The sequence below is a fragment of the Aeromonas sp. QDB18 genome, assembly GCF_027705325.1.
In the GTDB taxonomy this organism is placed as follows: Bacteria; Pseudomonadota; Gammaproteobacteria; order Enterobacterales; family Aeromonadaceae; genus Aeromonas; species Aeromonas caviae.
In genome coordinates this window covers 1-20,056 of record NZ_JAPDBQ010000074.1, presented here as the reverse complement: position 1 = coordinate 20,056, position 20,056 = coordinate 1, and the positions used below count along the sequence as shown (strand labels likewise).

Annotated in this window: 13 protein-coding genes and 2 pseudogenes; 4 read left to right on the top strand and 11 right to left on the bottom strand. The window is 64.3% G+C overall.

What is annotated here, in order from left to right:
* Positions 1 to 113: pseudogene (locus OKC30_RS12405) on the bottom strand (IS5/IS1182 family transposase); the annotation flags it as partial.
* Between the two features lie 64 nt (positions 114 to 177).
* On the opposite strand from OKC30_RS12405, the gene OKC30_RS12400 reads away from it, so the two are divergent.
* The gene (locus OKC30_RS12400; RefSeq protein WP_270809641.1) at positions 178 to 1,134 is read left to right on the top strand and encodes a 5'-nucleotidase C-terminal domain-containing protein; all 957 of its coding nucleotides are present in this window, start codon (positions 178 to 180) and stop codon (positions 1,132 to 1,134) included.
* A gap of 193 nt (positions 1,135 to 1,327) precedes the next feature.
* Here OKC30_RS12400 and OKC30_RS12395 read toward each other — a convergent pair whose 3' ends face one another.
* The gene (locus tag OKC30_RS12395; protein WP_010673257.1) at positions 1,328 to 2,182 is read right to left on the bottom strand and encodes a Tim44 domain-containing protein; all 855 of its coding nucleotides are present in this window, start codon (positions 2,180 to 2,182) and stop codon (positions 1,328 to 1,330) included.
* A 420-nt stretch (positions 2,183 to 2,602) separates the two neighbouring features.
* On the opposite strand from OKC30_RS12395, the gene dnaB reads away from it, so the two are divergent.
* Positions 2,603 to 3,997: a replicative DNA helicase gene (dnaB, locus tag OKC30_RS12390; protein ID WP_039040054.1), complete on the top strand. Its 1,395-nt coding sequence runs from the start codon at positions 2,603 to 2,605 to the stop codon at positions 3,995 to 3,997.
* A 134-nt stretch (positions 3,998 to 4,131) separates the two neighbouring features.
* Positions 4,132 to 5,205: an alanine racemase gene (alr, locus tag OKC30_RS12385; protein WP_109111699.1), complete on the top strand. Its 1,074-nt coding sequence runs from the start codon at positions 4,132 to 4,134 to the stop codon at positions 5,203 to 5,205.
* A gap of 157 nt (positions 5,206 to 5,362) precedes the next feature.
* Here alr and putA read toward each other — a convergent pair whose 3' ends face one another.
* Positions 5,363 to 9,310: a trifunctional transcriptional regulator/proline dehydrogenase/L-glutamate gamma-semialdehyde dehydrogenase gene (gene putA, locus OKC30_RS12380; RefSeq protein ID WP_160836572.1), complete on the bottom strand. Its 3,948-nt coding sequence runs from the start codon at positions 9,308 to 9,310 to the stop codon at positions 5,363 to 5,365.
* 398 nt (positions 9,311 to 9,708) lie between these two features.
* Between putA and OKC30_RS12375 the strand changes: the two genes are divergently transcribed.
* Complete coding sequence (locus tag OKC30_RS12375) at positions 9,709 to 10,146, top strand: VOC family protein (protein ID WP_104454669.1); 438 nt, start codon at positions 9,709 to 9,711, stop codon at positions 10,144 to 10,146.
* Between the two features lie 137 nt (positions 10,147 to 10,283).
* Here the strand turns inward: OKC30_RS12375 and fumC are convergent, their stop codons facing one another.
* The 8 genes and pseudogenes from fumC to OKC30_RS12335 all read right to left on the bottom strand — a co-directional run bounded on the left by fumC (position 10,284) and on the right by OKC30_RS12335 (position 19,845).
* The gene (gene fumC / locus OKC30_RS12370) at positions 10,284 to 11,675 is read right to left on the bottom strand and encodes a class II fumarate hydratase (protein WP_119197379.1); all 1,392 of its coding nucleotides are present in this window, start codon (positions 11,673 to 11,675) and stop codon (positions 10,284 to 10,286) included.
* 79 nt (positions 11,676 to 11,754) lie between these two features.
* Positions 11,755 to 12,522, bottom strand: coding sequence for a dipeptidase PepE (gene pepE / locus OKC30_RS12365; RefSeq protein ID WP_160836571.1), 768 nt, complete (start codon positions 12,520 to 12,522; stop codon positions 11,755 to 11,757).
* Positions 12,523 to 12,738: 216 nt separating this feature from the next.
* Complete coding sequence (locus OKC30_RS12360; RefSeq protein WP_109111695.1) at positions 12,739 to 14,547, bottom strand: carbon starvation CstA family protein; 1,809 nt, start codon at positions 14,545 to 14,547, stop codon at positions 12,739 to 12,741.
* Between the two features lie 211 nt (positions 14,548 to 14,758).
* On the bottom strand, positions 14,759 to 15,496 hold the full coding sequence (gene btsR, locus OKC30_RS12355; protein WP_043167151.1) for a two-component system response regulator BtsR: 738 nt from the start codon (positions 15,494 to 15,496) through the stop codon (positions 14,759 to 14,761).
* Positions 15,490 to 17,184: a sensor histidine kinase gene (locus OKC30_RS12350; RefSeq protein WP_109111694.1), complete on the bottom strand. Its 1,695-nt coding sequence runs from the start codon at positions 17,182 to 17,184 to the stop codon at positions 15,490 to 15,492. The genes btsR and OKC30_RS12350 overlap by 7 nt, the downstream gene beginning before the upstream one ends.
* Before the next feature lie 153 nt (positions 17,185 to 17,337).
* Positions 17,338 to 18,646: pseudogene (locus OKC30_RS12345) on the bottom strand (endonuclease/exonuclease/phosphatase family protein).
* Between the two features lie 82 nt (positions 18,647 to 18,728).
* Complete coding sequence (locus tag OKC30_RS12340) at positions 18,729 to 19,460, bottom strand: EAL domain-containing protein (RefSeq protein WP_109112803.1); 732 nt, start codon at positions 19,458 to 19,460, stop codon at positions 18,729 to 18,731.
* Between the two features lie 112 nt (positions 19,461 to 19,572).
* On the bottom strand, positions 19,573 to 19,845 hold the full coding sequence (locus OKC30_RS12335) for a hypothetical protein (RefSeq protein ID WP_109112804.1): 273 nt from the start codon (positions 19,843 to 19,845) through the stop codon (positions 19,573 to 19,575).
* Positions 19,846 to 20,056 lie beyond the last annotated feature (211 nt).

Genomic DNA, 20,056 nt, shown 5'->3' with positions numbered 1-20,056 from the left:
CAATGCCACTGCTTGATAGTATGCTCGTCCATCCAGATGGTCAGCGACCCGCGTTGTACCAACGCTTGGTTATATTCTTTCCAGTTGGTGATGTTGTGTTTTGACTTGCCCATCGACTGTGCTCGGTGATTGATCCGGGAGATCAGATCACCACTTGGCTAGATAGTTCCCCGATTTGTGCAACAAGGCCCCCGTGCGCTGCCGGCAGGCACCCTGGACGCCATCATCGGTGGTCACTCCCAGAACCCGGTCTGCATGGAGCCGGGCACCCCGGACAAGTACGCCGACTTCAAGCCGGGCGACGACTGCCAGCCGGATCAGCAGAACGGCATCTGGATCATGCAGGCTCACGAGTGGGGCAAGTATGTGGGTCGTGCCCAGTTTGACTATCAGAATGGCAAGCTGACCCTGACCCAGTACGATCTGATCCCGGTCAACCTGAAGAATGCGGACGGTGATTTCATCCAAGAAGAGATCGTCAAGGATCCCGAGCTCTACAACACCCTGCTCACCTATCAGGAGAAGGGACAGCAGGAGCTGGGTGTGGTCATCGGTGCCACCGATGGCGTACTGGACGGTGAGCGCGCCAACGTGCGCAACAAGCAGACCAACCTGGGTCGTCTCATCACCACCGCGACTGCCGAGAAGCTGAGCACCGACTTTGGCATCGTCAACTCCGGCGGGGTGCGTGCCTCCATCGCGGCAGGGGACATCAGCTACCGTGACGTGCTGACCGTGCATCCGTTCGGCAACACCGTCAACAAGGCGACCATGAGCGGCAACGAGCTGCTGACCTACCTGGGTCAGGTCGCGACCAAGACCGCCAATACCGGTGGCTATGCCCAGTTCGGCGGCATCAAGATGACGGTGGATTGCCAGGCCAAGAGCGTGGACATCGCCACCATCGGCGGCAAGGCCTTCGATCCGGCAGCAACCTACAGCTTCTCCATCCCGAGCTTCAGCGCGGCCGGTGGTGACGGTTATCCGAAGATCGACACCATCAATGCCGGTCTGGTGGATGCCGGTGTGCTGAAGGATTATATCGCGGCGAAGAAGACCATTCAGGTCGCCGATTATCAGCCGGCCGGCGAGGTCAGCTATATCAACTCCACCTCGGTAGAGGGTTGCAAATAATCCCTGCACCCCGAGCCAATAAAAAAGAGAGGCAGCCATGGCTGCCTCTCTTTTTATTTTCAATGTCATCAGCATTGTCTCTCGGGAAATATATCCTGCTACGGGAAGCTGCCCCGAAATAGGGCATGACACGATCTGATGGCAATAAAAAGGCGACCCTGAGGTCGCCTTGATGAAATGGGTCGGTTGAGCCTTAGAGCTGCTCGATGCCGACGATATGCCAAGGGGCATTGTCCTTGGCGAGATCACGCTCGAGGTGCCACACCTCCTTGATGTCCTCCTCGACCTGCTCCTGACGGTCCATGTAGCGGCCGCTGAAGCGCACGCTCACCTGGGCCCAGTCGCTGCCGTAGTCGGCACGGACCAGCTGGGTGTCCACGTACATCACCTCGGTGTGCTGCTCACCGGAGAGCTCGGCGCGTTCAGCCTTGAGGTGCTCGAACAGCTCGGGGCTCACGTACTCGCGGATCTTCTCCAGGTCGTTCTTGTTCCAGGCCTCTTGCAGGGTGCGGTAGTGATCGCGGGCACCGGCCAGGAAGCCGTTCATGTCAAAGCCCGGAGGCAGACGGAAGGGCACGTCGCTGTCGGCAAAACCGGTGGCCTGCGGGGCGCTGTGGCTCTGCTCGAACTGCTGGGGCGCCGCGCTCTGGGGCGGTTGATAACCCGCATAGGCCGTCTGTGGCTGGGCCGCTGCCGCCTTGTTCCTGCGCAGGGCTCGGAACAGGAAGACACCGCCCAGTGCCAGCAGGGCGATCAGCAGGAAGTCCATCCCTTGCAGACCTTCGAAGGCACCGCTGCCCAGCAGGTAGGCAAACAGGCCGCCGGCCAGCAGACCACCCAGCAGGCCGCCCATCATGCCGCCTTTCTTGGGTGCCTGGGCGCCCACGGTCGGGTTCTTGGTGTCGACCGGCTTGGCCGCAGGTTGGGCCGGAGCCGTCTTGTAGCTCTTGCCAAAGGATTTGCCGCCACCAAGTTTCTTGGCCTCGGCGATGGGTGCCCCAAGGCCAATGGCCAGGATCAGGGCAAACAGGGTCAGCATCTTTTTCATTTTGACTCTTTCACTCTCATGTAGGTGGGGGCATGCTCTGCTTGTGCAAGCTCAGCGAGGCGCATGGCAGGCTGCCAGTCCCTTTTTGTGTTGCAGCTTGCGGGTATGATTATCACGGATGGCATGAATTATTCATGAACAGATTGAGTCGTCCGACAGGGGGGCACCCATGAGACACAGACGGCCGAGTTGCTCGGTGCGCAGGTTGCGCAACAAGCAAAGAGCAAGAACGAAAGATCAGACCCTGGTCTGGCCCTTTCTCGTACTGTGAGGCAGGTCTGCGGCGCAGAAGTGGATGACGCTGACGAGGCCAGGGTCCCGTCTTGTCGCCGGATGCGATGACGGGACGTATTAGCACTCGCGATGGCGGGGTTTCTTTTGTAAAATTCCCGTCCCCTTCCCGCTGCGGTTTTTATGTGTATGGCAGAGCAAGTGACGGCGAAAAAAGACGCCAAGACACAACAGCTGAAAGTACCTCCCCACTCTTTTGAGGCCGAACAGTCCGTACTGGGCGGCCTGATGCTGGACAACGAGGCCTGGGATCGGGTCGCCGAACGGGTGATCGACAAGGATTTCTACAGCCGTCCGCACCGCCTGATCTTCCAGGCCATGACCCGCCTCTCCAATGCGGGCAACCCCATCGACCTCATCACCCTGCAGGAGGAGCTGGAGCGCTCCGAACAGCTGGAAGAGGCCGGTGGCTTTGCCTATCTGGTGGAGATCGCCAAGAACACCCCGAGTGCCGCCAACATCAGCGCCTACGCCGAAATCGTGCGCGAGCGTGCCGTGGTACGGGAGATGATCTCGGTCGCCAACGAGATAGTCGAAGCGGGCTACGAGCCCCAGGGGCGTACCTCCAACGATCTGCTGGACCTGGCCGAGAGCAAGGTATTCCAGATCGCCGAGCAGCGCACCAGCGCCAACGAGGGCCCCCAGCCCCTGAAGCTCATCCTCGAGCAGACCGTCGACAAGATTGAAGAGCTGTTCAAGACCCCCCACAACGGGGTGACCGGCGTGTCGTCCGGCTACAACGATCTGGACAAGATGACCGCCGGCCTGCAGCGTTCGGATCTGGTCATCGTCGCCGCCCGTCCCTCCATGGGCAAGACCACCTTTGCCATGAACCTGTGCGAGCACGCGGCCCTCACCGCCGACAAGCCGGTGCTGATCTTCTCCCTCGAGATGCCCTCCGAGCAGATCATCATGCGTATGCTCGCCTCCGTGGGGCGCATCGACCAGACCAAGGTGCGGACCGGCCAGCTCGACGACGAGGATTGGGCGCGGCTCTCCTCCACCATGGGGCTGCTGCTGGAGAAGGGGAAGATGTACATCGACGACTCCTCCGGCCTCACCCCGACCGAAGTGCGCTCCCGTGCCCGCCGGGTGGCGCGGGACAACGGCGGCATCAGCATGATCATGGTGGACTACCTGCAACTGATGCGGGTGCCGGCGCTGTCTGACAACCGAACTCTGGAAATCGGTGAAATCTCCCGCTCCCTCAAGGCGCTGGCGAAAGAGTTGCAGTGCCCCGTGGTGGCGCTCTCCCAGCTGAACCGAAGCCTGGAACAGCGTGCCGACAAGCGCCCGGTCAACTCGGATCTGCGGGAATCCGGCTCCATCGAGCAGGATGCGGACTTGATCATGTTCATCTACCGCGACGAGGTCTATCACGACGACAGCCCCGACAAGGGGATCGCCGAGATCATCATCGGTAAGCAGCGTAACGGCCCCATAGGACGAGTGCGGCTCACCTTCCAGGGTCAGTTCTCGCGCTTTGACAACTACGCGGGCCCGGCGTTTGATGATGACTACTAAGTCGGGAGCCTGCTCCCGGTATCCAGACACAGTTTTCCCGGTTCGACAATTCTGCCGGTCCGGCCTTAGACGATGAGATTTGAGGGCTGACACCACCCGGTGCCTGATTATCATGCCCTCGTAAGGGAAAACAGATGAAAGCGGCTATCGCCCAGATCAATACAGCGGCCCTGCGCCACAACCTCGCTGTGGTGAAACGCCACGCCCCCCAATGCAAGATCATTGCCGTGGTCAAGGCCAATGCCTACGGCCATGGGCTGCTGCCGGTTGCCCGCACCCTGGTGGATGCGGACGCCTACGCGGTGGCCCGCATCGAAGAGGCGCTGATGCTGCGCTCCTGCGCCGTGGTCAAGCCCATCGTGCTGCTGGAGGGCTTCTTCAGCGCCGCCGACCTGCCGGTGCTGGCGGCCAACAACCTGCAGACCGCGGTGCATACCTGGGAGCAGCTCGAAGCGTTGGAGCAGGCGGAGCTGCCTGCCCCCGTGGTGGCCTGGCTCAAGCTCGACACCGGCATGCACCGCCTCGGGGTACGGGCCGAGGAGATGCCCGCCTTTATCGAGCGCCTCGCCAAGTGCAAGAACGTGGTGCAGCCGTTCAACGTCATGACCCACTTCAGCCGCTCCGATGAGCTGGAGCAACCCACCACCCGCGAGCAGATCGACCTGTTCAGCCAGCTGACTGCGCCGCTGTCGGGCGAGCGCGCCATGGCCAACTCGGCGGGCATCCTGGCGTGGCCGGATTCCCACTGCGACTGGGTGCGCCCCGGCGTCATCCTCTACGGCGTGTCGCCTTTCCCCAATACGGTGGCGGCGGATTACGACCTCAAGCCGGTGATGACCCTCAAGACCCAGCTCATCGCGGTGCGCGATCACAAGGCGGGCGAGCCGGTAGGCTATGGCGCCAATTGGGTGTCGGATCGCGATACCCGGCTCGGGGTGATTGCCATCGGCTATGGCGACGGTTATCCGCGCATGGCCCCCAACGGCACGCCAGTGCTGGTCAATGGCCGCATCGTGCCTCTGGTGGGGCGTGTCTCCATGGACATGACCACGGTGGATCTCGGCCCCGGCGCCACCGACAAGGCCGGTGACGAGGCGGTGCTCTGGGGGGAAGGGCTGCCGGTAGAGCGGGTGGCCGACCAGATCGGCACCATTCCCTATGAGCTCATCACCAAGCTCACCTCCCGCGTCTTTATGGAGTACGTGTAGGCGAGTCGCCCCTCATCCCCCATCCTTCTCCCGCGAGGGGAGAAGGGAGAACCAAAAGGCCGCCCCGACAAGGGCGGCCTTTTTCATGGGCGTGTCCCAGAGACGAAAGAACAAGCCCCGCATCTGCGGGGCTTGAGTCTCCGTCACTATGTGGCGCTTAGCCTATGGTCATCAGGCTGGCGTTGCCACCGGCGGCGGCGGTGTTGACCGAGAGGGCGTGCTCGATGAGCAGGCGCTCCAGCGGGATGTCGGTCTCGCCGCGATGCAGGCCGTGCACACCGATGATGGCGCCGTTACGGGCTGCCTGGCGCGCGGCGGCGAGCTTGCTCACCTCTCGCAACTGATCCGAGTCGCCGTGGTGCAGCAGGGCATCGAAGTCCGTCTCCCCCGTTGCCCAGTCCGCCACCAGCGCAATGGGATCCCGCACCTCGGTCGGCAGGGAAGAGAGGAGGGCGCGTGTCTGGGCATCGTCCGGCAGCAGCACCTGGCTGCCGACCGCCAGACAGGCGGCCAGCTGGGCCAGCAGGTCGGCCTTCTCCTGGGCAAGACAGAGCACCCGTTCCCGGGGCAGCAGGCTGTAGCTGTTGCGCTCGCCGGTGGGGCCGGTCAGTAGCTGGGTACGGCCGCTCTGGGAGAGCGCGGCGTAGTGATCGCACAGGGCGGCGAGGGCCGGCTCCTGCTTGCTCGCCCAGTCGCGCAGGGCTACGAGGGGGGCTTTCGCCTCGGCATGCAGGGCACCGGACTCCTGGTGCAGCTGGTTGGCCACCGCCTCCTGGGGACGGGCGCCGAGCAGGCGATACATGTAGAGCGGGCCACCGGCCTTGGGACCGGTGCCGGAAAGCCCTTCCCCACCGAAGGGTTGCACCCCGACCACGGCGCCCACGATGTTGCGGTTGACGTAGAGGTTGCCCACCTTGGCCACGTTCACCACCTGGGCGATGGTCTCGTCGATGCGGGTATGAACACCCAGGGTCAGGCCGTAGCCGCTGTCGTTGATCTGCTCGAGCAACTCCCCGAGCCGGGTGCGCGGGTAGCGGACCAGGTGCAGCACAGGGCCGAACACTTCGCGTCCCAGTTCGTCCAGGCTGTCGAGCTCGATCAGGGTCGGCAGCACGAAGGTGCCGCGGCTGCAGGCATCCCCCTGGGTGCGAGCGATCTGATGCACCTTGCGCCCCTTGTCGCCCATCGCCTTGATGTGGCGCTCGATGTTGGTCTTGGCCTCGGTGTCGATGACGGGGCCGATGTCGGTGGAGAGGTGCTCGGGGCTGCCGACCTTGTACTCGGCCATGGCGCCCTTGAGCATCCGGATCACCCGATCCGCCACGTCATCCTGCACGCACAGCACTCGCAGGGCGGAGCAGCGCTGACCGGCGCTGTCGAACGCCGAGGAGATGACATCCATCACCACCTGTTCGGTCAAGGCGGAAGAGTCGACGATCATGGCGTTCTGGCCGCCGGTCTCGGCGATGAGGGGAATGGTGCGACCCTGGGCGTCGAGGCGACCGGCCAGGTTGCGGGAGATGATGCCCGCCACCTCGGTGGAGCCGGTGAACATGACGCCGCGCACCCGTTCGTCCGCGATGAGCGCCGCACCCACGGTCTCTCCACGGCCCGGCAGCAGTTGCACCGCACCGGCGGGAACCCCCGCTTCCAGCAGGATGCGCACCGCTTGTGCCGCGATGAGGGGGGTCTGCTCGGCAGGCTTGGCCAGCACCGTATTGCCGGCGGCCAGGGCCGCGCACACCTGGCCGCTGAAGATGGCCAGCGGGAAGTTCCAGGGGCTGATGCAGACCACGGGGCCGAGCGGTCTGTGGGTGTCGTTGGCGAAGTGGTTGCGCGCCTGGGCGGCGTAGTAGCGCAGGAAGTCCACCGCCTCGCGTACCTCGGCGATGGCGTTGGCGAAGGTCTTGCCGGATTCGCGAACCAGCAGGCCCATCAGGGGTTGCAGTTCGGATTCCATCAGATCGGCTGCCCTGTCCAGCACGGCGGCCCGCTCGGCTGGCGGGGTGGACTGCCAGATCTGGCCGCTCGTGAGGGAGCAGGCGAGCGCCTTGTCCACAAGCGCTACCGTGGATTCGCTCACCTGACCGACGACATCGCGGTGATCCGCCGGGTTGAGCACGGGCTGGAACTGGGTCGGCGCCTCGGTGTCGCAACCCAGCATGGGCACGGCTTGATAGGCGGTGTTGGTGCTGGCGAGCAGGGCGGCGGAGAGTGACCCCAGGCGGTGCTCGTTCGCGAGATCCAGACCTGCGGAGTTCGGGCGCGCCTCGCCGTAGAGATCCCGGGGCAGGGGGATGCGCGGATGGGGCAGACCCAGGGTCCCTTCACGGGCGGCCATCTGCTCGATCTGCTGCACCGGATCCTGCACCAGATCCGAGAGGGAGATGTTGTTGTCCGCGATGCGGTTGACGAAGGAGGTGTTGGCCCCGTTCTCCAGCAGGCGGCGCACCAGGTAGGCGAGCAGGGTCTCATGGCTGCCCACCGGAGCATAGATGCGGCAGGGACGACCCAGCTTGCCGTCGGCCACCTTGCCGACCACCTGTTCGTAGAGCGGTTCACCCATGCCGTGCAGGCACTGGAACTCGTACTGGCCCGGGTAGTAGTTCTGACCCGCCAGCTGATAGATGGCAGACAGGGAGTGGGCGTTGTGGGTGGCGAACTGGGGATAGATGGCCTCGGGCACCGCCAGCAGCTTGCGGGCGCAGGCGAGGTAGGAGACGTCCGTGTAGGGCTTGCGGGTATAGACCGGGTAGCCTTCCAGCCCTTCCTGCTGGGCGCGCTTGATCTCGCTGTCCCAGTAGGCGCCCTTCACCAGACGGATCATCAGGCGGTGACGGCTGCGCTTGGCGAGATCGATGACGTAGTCGATCACATAGGGGCAGCGCTTCTGGTAGGCCTGGATGACGAAGCCGATGCCGTTCCAGTCGGCGAGGGACGGATCGAAGCAGAGCTTCTCCAGCAGATCGAGGGAGATCTCCAGGCGATCGGCCTCTTCGGCGTCGATGTTGATGCCGATGTCATACTGCCTGGCGAGCTGGGTCAGGCCCAGCAAGGTGGGGTAGAGCTCCTCCATGACGCGATCGTACTGGGCGCGGCTGTAGCGCGGATGCAGGGCGGAGAGTTTGATGGAGATACCCGGCCCCTCGTAGATGCCGCGACCGTGGGAGGCCTTGCCGATGGCGTGGATGGCCTGCTCGTAGGAGGCCAGATAGCGTTTGGCGTCCTCCTCGGTCAGGGCCGCTTCCCCCAGCATGTCGTAGGAGTAGCGGAACCCCTTGCTCTCCATGCCGCCTGCGTTCGCCAGCGCCTCGGCGATGGTCTCGCCGGTGACGAACTGTTCACCCATCAGGCGCATCGCCATGTCGACGCCCTTGCGGATGAGCGGCTCACCCCCCTTGCCGATGAGTCCCTTGAGGGAGCTGTTCATGCCCGCCTCGTTGTGGGTGGCCACCAGCTTGCCGGTGATGAGCAGACCCCAGGAGGCCGCGTTGACGAACAATGAGGTGCTCTGGCCCAGGTGCTGGCTCCAGTTGCCGCCGCTTATCTTGTCGCGGATCAGGGCATCCCGGGTCGCCTTGTCGGGGATGCGCAGCAGCGCCTCCGCCAGGCACATCAGGGCCACCCCTTCCTGGGAGGAGAGGGAGAACTCCTGAAGCAGCCCCTGCACCAGGCCCTGACGGCCGCTGGCGCTCTTCTGGTTGCGCAGCTTCTCGGCGATGCCCATGGCCAGCTTCTGGGTCGCGTCAGCCTTCTCCTTGGGCAGACGAGCCTGCTCCAGCAGCATGGGGACGGCTTCGGTCTCGGGGCGGCGATAAGCCCCCGTGATGGCGGCCCGCAGCACGGACTGGGGCAGAATGCTCTCGGCAAACTCGAGGAAGACCTGGATGTCCTGCTCGGTCAGGGTCTCGGCGGCCTCTTCCCCGGCGGCGGCAGCCAGCCCGGAGTGCTCGGGCGGGGTCAGACCGAGATCCAGTTGCTCCAGATAGGTGAAGATGGCTTGCTTGATCAGCCAGTGGGGAGTGCGATCCAGGGTCTGCGCAGCCTGTTTGAGGCGGTCGCGGGTCGCTTCATCGAGTTTGACGCCGAGGGTGGTAGTGGCCATGGGACTTCCTGTGTCTAGAAGGTAACAATATTACCGGACGGTTAAATTTCGCCGATGATGGTGCAACCAGGTGCAACCTTCAAGCAAGAAATTTTAATGTATTGGTTACATTGTTGAATTCTTCCATGAATCCGGTCTCCATCAGGCTCCTTTCAAGCCCGCCGCTTGTCCGCTTTTCACAGCATTATTAATGGGTTGGCAATGCATCTTATGAATGCCTACATGAGGTGCAACCCACTGCGAATCGGGTTGCACTTTTGCGTGTTCGACCGAGCCCGGGCTGTGAGCGCGGCTCCCCCGTGCGCAGAAGGGGGCGGAGCGCCACCTGACAGAGCCCCGTGCTCTTCTATGCTGTTAGCTGGCCACAGGGGCCAGCTATCGGTGACAAGGAGAAACCCATGGCGCGTGTCAGTACCTATCTCAATTTTGCCCGGGAGACGGAGGCTGCCTTCCTCTTCTATCGCGAAGTGTTCGGCGGAGACTTCAGCGGCCCCATCCACAGGTTCAAGGAGTCCCCGGGTTGCCCGGGCCAGCCCCCTTTGTCGGAGGAAGACGGGGAGCTGGTGATGCATGTGGCCCTGTCCATCCTTGGGGGTCACGTGCTGATGGGCACGGATGCTCCGGCCAGCATGGGGTTCACCCTGGTACAGGGCAACAACAGCTACCTCAACCTGGAGCCGGACAGCCGGGGCGAGACCGATCGCCTGTTCGCAGCCCTGGCCGAGGGAGGTCAGGTGGAGATGCCGCTGGCGGAGATGTTCTGGGGTGACTATTTCGGATCCCTGGTGGACAAGTTCGGCACCCACTGGATGTTCAACTGCCAGAGCAAGACCTGACGGCAGATCTGCAATGAAAAGGGCGCCATGGCGCCCTTTTCATCTTTATTGCCCATCACAGTCCCTATTTGCTGCGCCTGCCACCTGCGCTGGTATGCCCCGGGCATGGGATTGGGATTGCAGTGCGCTGAGCTGCCTTATGGCGTGCGACCCACCATGTCAGCGGGAATCACCCAGGCATCAAACTGCTCCGCGCTGAGGTGGCCCGAGGCAATGGCCGCCTCCCGCAGACTCAGCCCCTGATGGTGCGCCCGCTTGGCGATCTCGGCCGCCTTGTCATAGCCGATATGGGGGTTGAGGGCCGTCACCAGCATCAGGGAGCGGGAGAGCAGATCGTCGATCCTGGCCTGGTTCGGGGTGATGCCGACGGCGCAGTGGTCGTGGAAGCTCTGCATGCCGTCCGCCAGCAGCCGCACGCTCTGCAGGACGTTGTAGGCGATCATCGGCCTGAACACGTTGAGCTCGAAGTTGCCGCTGGCGCCGCCGATGTTGATGGCCACATCGTTGCCCATCACCTGGGCGCACAGCATGGTGAGCGCCTCGCACTGGGTCGGGTTGACCTTGCCGGGCATGATGGAGGAGCCGGGCTCGTTTTCCGGAATGATGAGTTCCCCCAGCCCGCTGCGGGGGCCGCTCGCGAGCCAGCGCACGTCGTTGGCGATCTTCATGAGGGAGGCCGCCAGCGTCTTGAGGGCGCCGTGGGCATGGACCTGGGCATCGCTCGCCGCCAGGACCTCGAACTTGTTGGGAGCGCTCACCAGCGGCAGACCGGTCTGCTCGGCCAGGGTCCTGGCCACCGCGTCGGCGAAACCTGGGGGGCAGTTGAGGCCGGTACCCACCGCCGTGCCCCCCAGCGCCAGCTCGCACAGATGGGGCAGGGCGGCCCGGATGTGGCGCTCCCCCTGACTGAGCTGGGCTACCCAGCCGGAGATCTCCTGCCCCAGGGTGAGGGGCGTGGCGTCCTGCAGGTGGGTGCGGCCTATCTTGACGATGTCGTCGAAGGCGGCGGCCTTGCTCGCCAGGGTCTCTTTCAGGGGGACGAGCGCCGGCAGCAGCCGGCCCGTGATGGCGGTGACGGCGGCCAGGTTCATGGCGCTCGGGAAGACGTCGTTGCTGGACTGGCTCTTGTTCACCTCGTCGTTGGGGTGTACCAGCCGCCCCTCGCCACGGGGGCCGCCGAGCAGCTCGCTGGCCCGGTTCGCCAGCACCTCGTTGAGGTTCATGTTGGTCTGGGTGCCGGAGCCGGTCTGCCACACCATCAGGGGAAACTCGGCGTCGTGCTGGCCGCACAGGATCTCGTCGGCGGCCGCCATGATGGCCTGGGCCTTGCGCGCGGGCAGCAGTCCCAGGGCGTGATTGACCCTGGCACAGGCGGACTTGATGCGGGCCAGGGCATGGATGATCTCCCTGGGCTGGCGCTCTCCCGAGATGTTGAAGTGGTGCAGGGAGCGCTGGGTCTGGGCGCCCCAGAGCCGATCGACCGGGACGGCGATCTCCTCGAGGCTGTCGTGTTCAATCCTGATGGTCATGGTGCCTCCCGCCGGCAGGAAAAGGGGCGAGGGAAGATCCCTTGCCCCTCACAGCATGGCAAATCCCGCGGGCGAACGCTCAGGTCACCGCGGTCGTCATGGCCCCGGCCAGGGGGTGAAACGGCGTCAGCCCGGCCAGGGGCGCGGCCGTGATGAACTCCTGAGTGGTCTCACCGTGCTTGAAGATCTTGAAGCCCTCGCCCCGGGCGCTCCAGTATTCGATGCTCTCGCCGCCGTGCTCGCCGCTTACCTGAAGCAGGCTCCCTTCGCGCAGGGCCACCACGGACTCGCTCGGGTTGATGGCACAGAACTCGGCGAGCCGCTCGTCCCGGGTCTCCCCCATGTGGCCGCTGATGCCGGCATCCAGGTAGTGGTGGGGGTTGATCTGCAGGGGGAACAGGCCCAGCGCCGGCAGCACGGCGGCGCTGCACACCGGCATGTCGTTGGTGGTGAGGATGCTGGGGGTAGCCACGTTGCAGCCGGCGCTCCAGCCCACATAGGGCACGCCCCGCTCGCGCACGGCGCGCTGGATGGGCACCACCAGGCCGTATTCGTGCAGCAGCTGGTTCAGGCGCCAGGTGTTGCCGCCGCTGATGAAGATGGCGTCGGCCCGCTGGATGGCATCCACCGGATCGTCGAAGTGGTGGATGCTGATGGCCTTCACCCCCAGGCTCTCGCTGAGTTCGAAGGCGCGGGCGTTCCAGTCGCTGCGGATCACCGCGTAGGGGATGAGCAGGATGCGCTTGACCTGTTTGCGGGCGAGCAGGGTTTGTACCCGCTCCCGGGCCCAGCCGAGCAGGCCGGGGTGTTCTGTGGTTTTGCCGTTGCTGAGCAGAAGCAGTTCCATGAAAGCTGTCCTCAAAGGGTGAAAGCGGAGGAGGGAGGATCACTTGGGCCGGTGCGGCCAAGTGGCCGTCGGGGCATGCTAGCACCCCGGGCCGGGCGGTTCTGTGATCCGGGGACCCATTCAACCACAGCGAAGGGGCGGGTCAATGCCAATGGATGAATGCGCAGCGCCAATGAAAGACCCCGCCGAGGCGGGGTCCGAGGAGGGCTGGACGGATCAGGAGGCGGTCGCCTCGGCCACCCGGAACTCGGGCTGCTGGCGCAGCTTCCACAGCTCGCTCCACTTGCGCAGGGCGGAGATCAGGATCAGCGCCCCCAGCACCAGCATGATGAGGGAGATGGCGCCGTTCATCGGGTTGTAGCCCTTGGCGGCCGAGTTGAAGTAGACGTTGCGCATCATCCAGTAACCGGCGTAGTTGACGGTGACGAACAGGTAGGCCAGCGGGATCAGGCAGGTCAGCATGTAGCGGCGCTTGTGGGCCAGTCGCAAGATGATGGTGGCGCCTATGATGAGGCCCACCGAGGCCATCAGCTGGTTCGAGACCCCGAACAGCGCCCACACAGAGCCGATATCGCCGGACATCAGCAGATAGCCCCACATCACGCAGGCGAGCACGCTGGCCCCGATGGCGCCCGGCATCCAGTCGATGCGCTTGAGGGGCGGGTAGAACTCGCCGAAGAAGTCCTGGATCAGGTAGCGGGAGACCCGGGTGCCGGAGTCGACGGCGGTCAGGATGAAGACCGCTTCGAACATCACCACGAACTGGAAGAAGTAGGAGGCGAGGTTACTGAACCAGGGCACCTTGGTGAAGATGTAGGACATGCCCACCGCCAGGGTGACGGCGCCGCCGGTGCGACCGTTCAGATCCATGCCGATCTCCTGGGAGAGGAAGGGCAGGTCCACCACCTGCATCCCCAGCTTGGCGAAGGCCTCCGGGGTGGCGTTGATGGCGAAGTAGTCCGCCGGGTGCAGGGCGGTGGCGGCGATCAGCGCCATCACGCCCACCACGCATTCGGCCAGCATGGCACCGAAGGCGACCGGCAGGATGTCGTTCCACTTGTCCACCAGTTTCGGGGTGGTGCCCGAGCCGATGAAGGCGTGGAAGCCGGAGATGGCGCCACAGGCGATGGTGATGGAGATGAAGGGCCAGACCGGGCCGCCCAGTACCGGGCCGCCGCCGTGGACGAACTGGGTCATGGCGGGGAACTGGATCTCGGGGTTGATGCAGATGACGCCGATCACCAGGGCGCCGAACACGCCGATCTTCATGAAGCTGGAGATGTAGCCGCGCGGGGTGAGCAGCAGCCAGACCGGCAGGGCGGTGGCGAAGAAGGCATAGATGGGCAGCGCCAGACTGATGGTCTCGGCGCGCAGGGTCAGCCAGGCACCGAAGGCGCTCTCCTGCACGTAGGGGCCGAAGAAGACGCAGGCCAGCACGGCGATGAAGCCCACCCAGGAGGCGGCTTGCAGGTTGCCGGTCAGCTTGTGCCAGATCCCCACCACCATGGAGATGGGGATGGTCATGAAGACCGCAAACACGCCCCAGGCGTTACGCTCCAGCGCGTGCACCACCACCATGGAGAGACCCGCCATGGTGATGGTGATGATGAACAGCATGGCGAGCCCCGTGCACCAGCCGGCGATGGGGCCGAGCTCGGCCTTGGCCACCTCGGAGAGGGACTTGCCCTGATGCTTCATGGAGGCGAACAGCACCACGGTGTCGTGCACCGCGCCGCCGATGACGCAGCCGATCAGCAGCCAGAGGAAGCTCGGCAGGTAGCCGTACTGGGCGGCCAGGACCGGGCCCACCAGGGGGCCGGCGGCGGCGATGGCCGCGAAGTGCTGGCCGAAGTTGACCCACTTGTTGGTCGGCACATAGTTCTTGCCATCTTCCAGCTCGTGGGAGGGGGTGACCAGCTTGTCGTCGGCCCGCAGCACCTTGCGCACAAAGAACACGCCGTAGAGGCGATAGGCGATGGCGAGGATGCAGAGGGCCGCAATGACGAAGGTGATTGCGTGTTGCATGACGGAGTTTCCTTTTCCTGCGGCCAATCTGGCCGGGCTCAGGCTGCACTCTACGCAGGCGGCAGGGAAAGGGGAGCGCAGAAAGGGTCAGTGGCAGAGGGCCGCCCGCGAGCGGCAGAAAAGCGGCCCCGAGCGGTTTGAGGGATGAGCCGGCGGGCGCGGGAAGCGGGTGAGCGGTAACGGGCAGGGGACGGGGCGAGTGGCCCGCCCCTCAGGGGATCTCCAACAATTCTTTGAGGGGCTTGAGGTAGCGCCGGCTCACCGGCACCTTGTGGCCGCCCTGGGTCACCACCTCCGCCAGGCCGCCGTCCAGCAGCAGGATCTCGCGGATCTGGCCCGGGTTGAGCAGGTACTGGCGGTGACAGCGCACGAAGCCGGTCTTCTCCTCCAGGGTGCGCAGGGTCAGCTCGGTGGTGCCTTGCTGCTGGGCGCTCACCACCTTGTTGCCGGCCAGATCGCTGTGGACGAACTCCACCTCGCCAAGGGGCAGCAGCAGGATGCGGTTGTGGCCGCTGCAGGGAATGCTGCGCAGGGGCTGGGCGATGCGGGTCGGATCCGGCAGCGGTTGGCCCGCCAGCTCACCCTTTGGCGAAAGCAGCCGCTGGATGCGCTCCAGCGCCTTGTTCATCCGTTCGCTGGTGACCGGCTTGAGCAGGTAGTCGAGGGCGTTCTCCTCGAACGCGCGCAGGGCAAACTCGTCGTAGGCGGTGATGAAGACGATGTGGGGGCGCAAGTCCGGGTCCAGCATGCTCACCAGCTCCAGCCCGCTGATGCGCGGCATCTGGATGTCGAGAAACAGCAAGTCGGGTTTCAGGCGATGGATGGCGGGCAGCGCCTCCATGGCGTGGGCACACTCCCCCAGCAGGCGGATGTTGCCCGCCTGCTCCAGCAGCAGCCGCAGCTCCTCGCGGGCGAGGGGTTCATCGTCGACGATCAGGGCGGTCAGCATGGGCTCTCCTGCAGGGGAAGGGTGATCCTCACCCGGGTGAATTGATGGGGGACGCAGTGAATGGTGACCCCGTACTCGGCGCCGTAACGGGCCTTGATGCGCCGGTCCACTATGTTCATGCCAAGGCCGCTCTCCTCCCGCTTGGCCTGATAGAGGCCGGCGTTGTCACAGACCTCCAGCACCAGCTGCTCGCCCTCCTGTCGCGCGGTCAGGGTCAGTCGGCCGGGCTCGAACATCTGGGAGATGCCGTGCTTGATGGCGTTCTCGACGATGGGCTGCAGGGAGAAGGTGGGCAGCCGGTACTCCAGCAGCGGCTCGGGAATGTCGATCTGCACGCTCAGGTGCTCGGCGAAGCGGGCCTGCTCGATGTGCAGGTAGGCGTTCACATGCTCCAGCTCGTCGGCCAGGGTCACCTCGTCCCCTTGCCGCTTGAGGTTCTTGCGAAAGAAGGTGGAGAGGTGGTGCACCAGGGTGCGGGCATCCTCGGGGTCGCGCCGGATCACCGCCGCCAGGGTGTTGAGGGCGTTGAACAGGAAGTGCGGGTTGATCTGCGCCTGCAACAGCTTGATCTCCGACTGGGCCAGCAGCCGCTTCTGCTCGTTGTATTTGCCCGCCAGGATCTGGCCGGAGAGCAGCCGCGCAATCCCCTCTCCCAGGGTGCGGTTGATGGAGGAGAAGAACTTGCGCTTGGGCTCGTAGAGCTTGATGGTGCCCACCACGGAGCCCTCTTCCCCCCGCAGCGGAATGACCAGGGAGGAGCCGAGCCGGCACTGGGGATGCAGGTTGCAGCTGTAGGGAATGAGGTTGCCGTCGGCATAGACCACCTCGTTGTGCTGGATCGCCTTGAAGGTGTGGGCCGAGTTGATGGCGGTGCCCGGCAGGTGGTGATCCTCGCCGATGCCGATGAAGGCGAGCAGCTTCTCCCGATCCGTGATGGCCACCGCGCCCACCCCGGTCTCCTCGTAGAGGATGCGCGCCATCTGCTGGCACGCCTGCTGGGTGAAGCCCTTGTCCAGCACCCGCATCGCCCGTTCGGCGATCTTGAGGGCGCGGGCGGAGAAGGCGACCGAGTACTTCTCCAGCATGGCGCGGTGATCGAGGATCATCCGCATGAACATGGCGGCCCCCAGGGTATTGGCCACCAGCATGGGGGCGATGATGTTCTCGATGAGATGGACGGCGTCGTCATACGGACGGGCCACCAGCAAGATGATCCCCATCTGCATCAGCTCGGCGATGAGGGCCACAGATCCCACTACCCAGGGGCTGAACAGCAGATCGAGCCGGTGGCGGGCGACGAAGTGGCGGTGCACCAGGCCGCCGAGCAGTCCCTCGGCGATGGTGGAGAAGGTGCAGGCCAGGGCGGTGAAGCCCCCCAGCGAGTAGCGATGGATGCCGCCGGTGAGCCCCACCAGCAGACCCACCACAGGGCCGCCGACTATGCCCCCGAGCACGGCGCCGATGGCGCGGGTATTGGCGATGGAGTCCTCGACTCTCAGGCCAAAGTAGGTACCCATGACGCAGAAGCCGGAGAAGATGAGGTAGCAGAGGATCTTGTGGGGCCAGCTCAGGGTCACCTGGGTCAGCGGCATGAAGAGCGGCGTCTTGGAGAGCAGCCAGGCGATCACCAGATAGACGCAGAGCTGCTGGAAGAGAGATATCACGAGCGCGAATTGTTCGAAAGCCACGGCACACTATCTCGAAAGGGATGCTCATCCAATGGACGCGGAGTATTAGCAAACCCCGATTTGCGCCGCAAGCCGCGGGCGCCGGAATAGCGCGCCTGCGCACAGATTTGCCGGCACCCTGAGCCAAAGGCATCCCTTCACCCTGGCTGCCGGTCAATCGAGCGCGACGTCGACCCACACCAGGCGGTGATCCGAGCTGACCCCCTTGGCGATGCCGAGCTTGGCGTCATACACCAGGTGATGGCCAGGCTCGAAGCTGGCCGGCCAGAACACGCCGGAGGCGACCGCGTTCAGGTTGGCGGAAGGCAGCACGTGGTCGAGCTGCAGGCCGCTGCTGCTGGTGATGCGCTCCGGGGTGGGGCGGTTGTTGTTGCGCTTGCACTGATCCGGCTGGCTGGCGAGGCACTCGGGGCCGCCCTGGCTGACCGGGATCAGGGCGCCCTTGGTGACGGCCTGGTTGACCAGCACATGGTCGTGCAGATCCCGGATGGCGGTGCGATCCCCGTCGCCAATCTGGGGATCGGCGTTGAGATCGCCGGCGATGACGAACCTGGCGCCCACGGGCAGGCCACCGGCCTTGCCGGCGTCATCCACCATGTAGCTTTCCCCTTCCACATAGTCCTGCCAGAAGGCGACCTCGGCGCGGTTTCGCCTGACGTTGTGGCGCGCCGCGTTGCCGAAGATGGGCGGGGTCGGGTGGGAGATAAGGAAGTGGATCACCTCCTCCCTGTCTCCCTGCCTGATGTGCACCGGCACGTCGGCGTGGTTCTTGGACGAGAGCGGGTACTGCTGCCAGGCTGCATCTGAATACCAGGCATCGCCACACTGGCGGCCGCTCGGGATCGGTGCCCTGGGGTTGTGGCAATCGTCGATGACCGGGTTTGCTTCGCCCGGCATCTCCTTCCACTTGAATTTCTGGAAGGTGCGGATCTGCCTGGTATCGATGGGGTACCGGGACATTACGGCGAAGGCGTACTGGCCGTGATAGTTGCCAAAGCCCCAGGCGTCGTCCGGCCCGTTGTTGCGCTTTCCGTCCAGGTTGAGGTCATGGCCGCTCATCAGGCCGGTGTTGGTGGCGAAGTTCTGCAGCACCGGGTAGCCGATGGCCTTCACCTCGTCGTGCTGGGCATAGGCCAGGTAGTTCGCGTTGAAGGCTTTGAGGTCCGTGGTGTCGCTGCCCTTGCCGTCATTGTCGAATTCGCTCAGCAGCAACACGTCCGGCCGGGTGCGCTGCACTATCTCGGCGATGTTGCGGATCTGCTGCACGTCGAGGGCCTTGGTCTTCTCGGCGCCGCTCAAGGTGCCGTCGGCGAGGCGCGCCAGCAGGGCATCCTGCTCGGTGCGGGTCAGGGCGAGCTCTTCCCCCAGCATGCCGGGTGCAGTGCGATCGAAGGCGAGATTGAAGGTGGCAAAGCGAACCATGGCGGGCCTCGGCGTCAGTGTGGCCGGGACAGCCTGCCATCTTTGGCAGGAAAATGGCAGCACCCTGCCGAATTTCATGGGAAAGGTGCCCGGGTTTCCCCCGTGACACGCAAGCGCCCGGCTCAGGCCCAGCGGGAGAGAGGGGAGGGAATGGCGTAGGCGTAGCCCTGCTGGTAGTCGCAGCCCAGCCGGTTCGCCACCTCGATATGGGCCTGGGTCTCCACCCCCTCGCACACCACGGCCATGCCGAGTCGTTGCAGGTATTTCACCAGACCCGTCAGCATGTTGAGGGCGTGGCTACTTCGCGCAGCCTGAAGCAGCAGGGAGCGATCCAGCTTCACGATCTCGTAGGGGAGCATCATCAGGCGCTGGAAATTGCACGCCAGGGAGCCGAAGTCGTCACAGGCGATGTGGGCGCCATGGGCCCGCAACACCTCGATCATCTCCCTGTGCTGGTGTTTGATCCTGACGTGCTCCAGCACCTCGAACCAGATGTCGATCCCCAGCTTGCGGGCCTGGAGCAGCACCAGCAACAGCAGATTGCGGTAGGTGGGGCTGGAGAGCGCCGGATTGAGGTTGATGGAGAGCGCATAGGGGCCTTTTTGGGCGAGCACGGGCAGATCGCGCATGATGGCCCTGAGCATGACGATATCGAGGTGCAGAGCGTCATCTTCGCCGAGGGCGGCAAAATCGATGCACTGATAACCCTGGCTATCGGCATCCCAGCGCCTGGCCAGCACCTCATACCCCTTGACTTGACGATCCTGGCCGATGATGGGCTGATAAAAGGGGACGACGATATCCGCCATGTTGGCCATGGCCCTTACGGGAGACTCTTCTTTGAACGCAAACATGGTTCTCACCTGACGGGAACATGGTTACGCATCATACAGGGAGGGTCTAAAGGGAGGCTGTAGGAAGAGTCTGATAATGGGCCCTGCTTGGGCGTGGGCAGGAAGGAGGGGGTCAGGGAAGGGCATGGCCCTGTGCAGGTGCGGCGCCAGCCTGGGGGGCTGCGTGCATGGCCTGGGCAAGCCAGGACCAGTCGAGCATGGGGGAACCCGCCTTGAAGCGCTGATAGGCGTATCCCTGGCGGATGGTCAGGAAGAGGGTGCTTGGCAGGCCGAGGCGGTTGAGGTAGCGCACCATCACGTCTCCCTGATAATCCCGCAGCCGCAGTTGCAGCTCGGGCAGTGTCAGCCCGTGCTCGCGACCCGTTTCATCCCAGATTTCAAACATCTGTGTGCACTCCTTGCGACATGAGGCTCCACTGTTTCTAAAAAGTGCGGGGAGGGCAATTGTCAGATCTGACAGCGCCATATGGATTCTATCCAGAAAAGTGAAAACCCGGCGCGAGGCCGGGTTGTCTGAAGGATGGTGGAGGGAGAAGGATTCGAACCTTCGAAGGCAGAGCCGTCAGATTTACAGTCTGATCCCTTTGGCCGCTCGG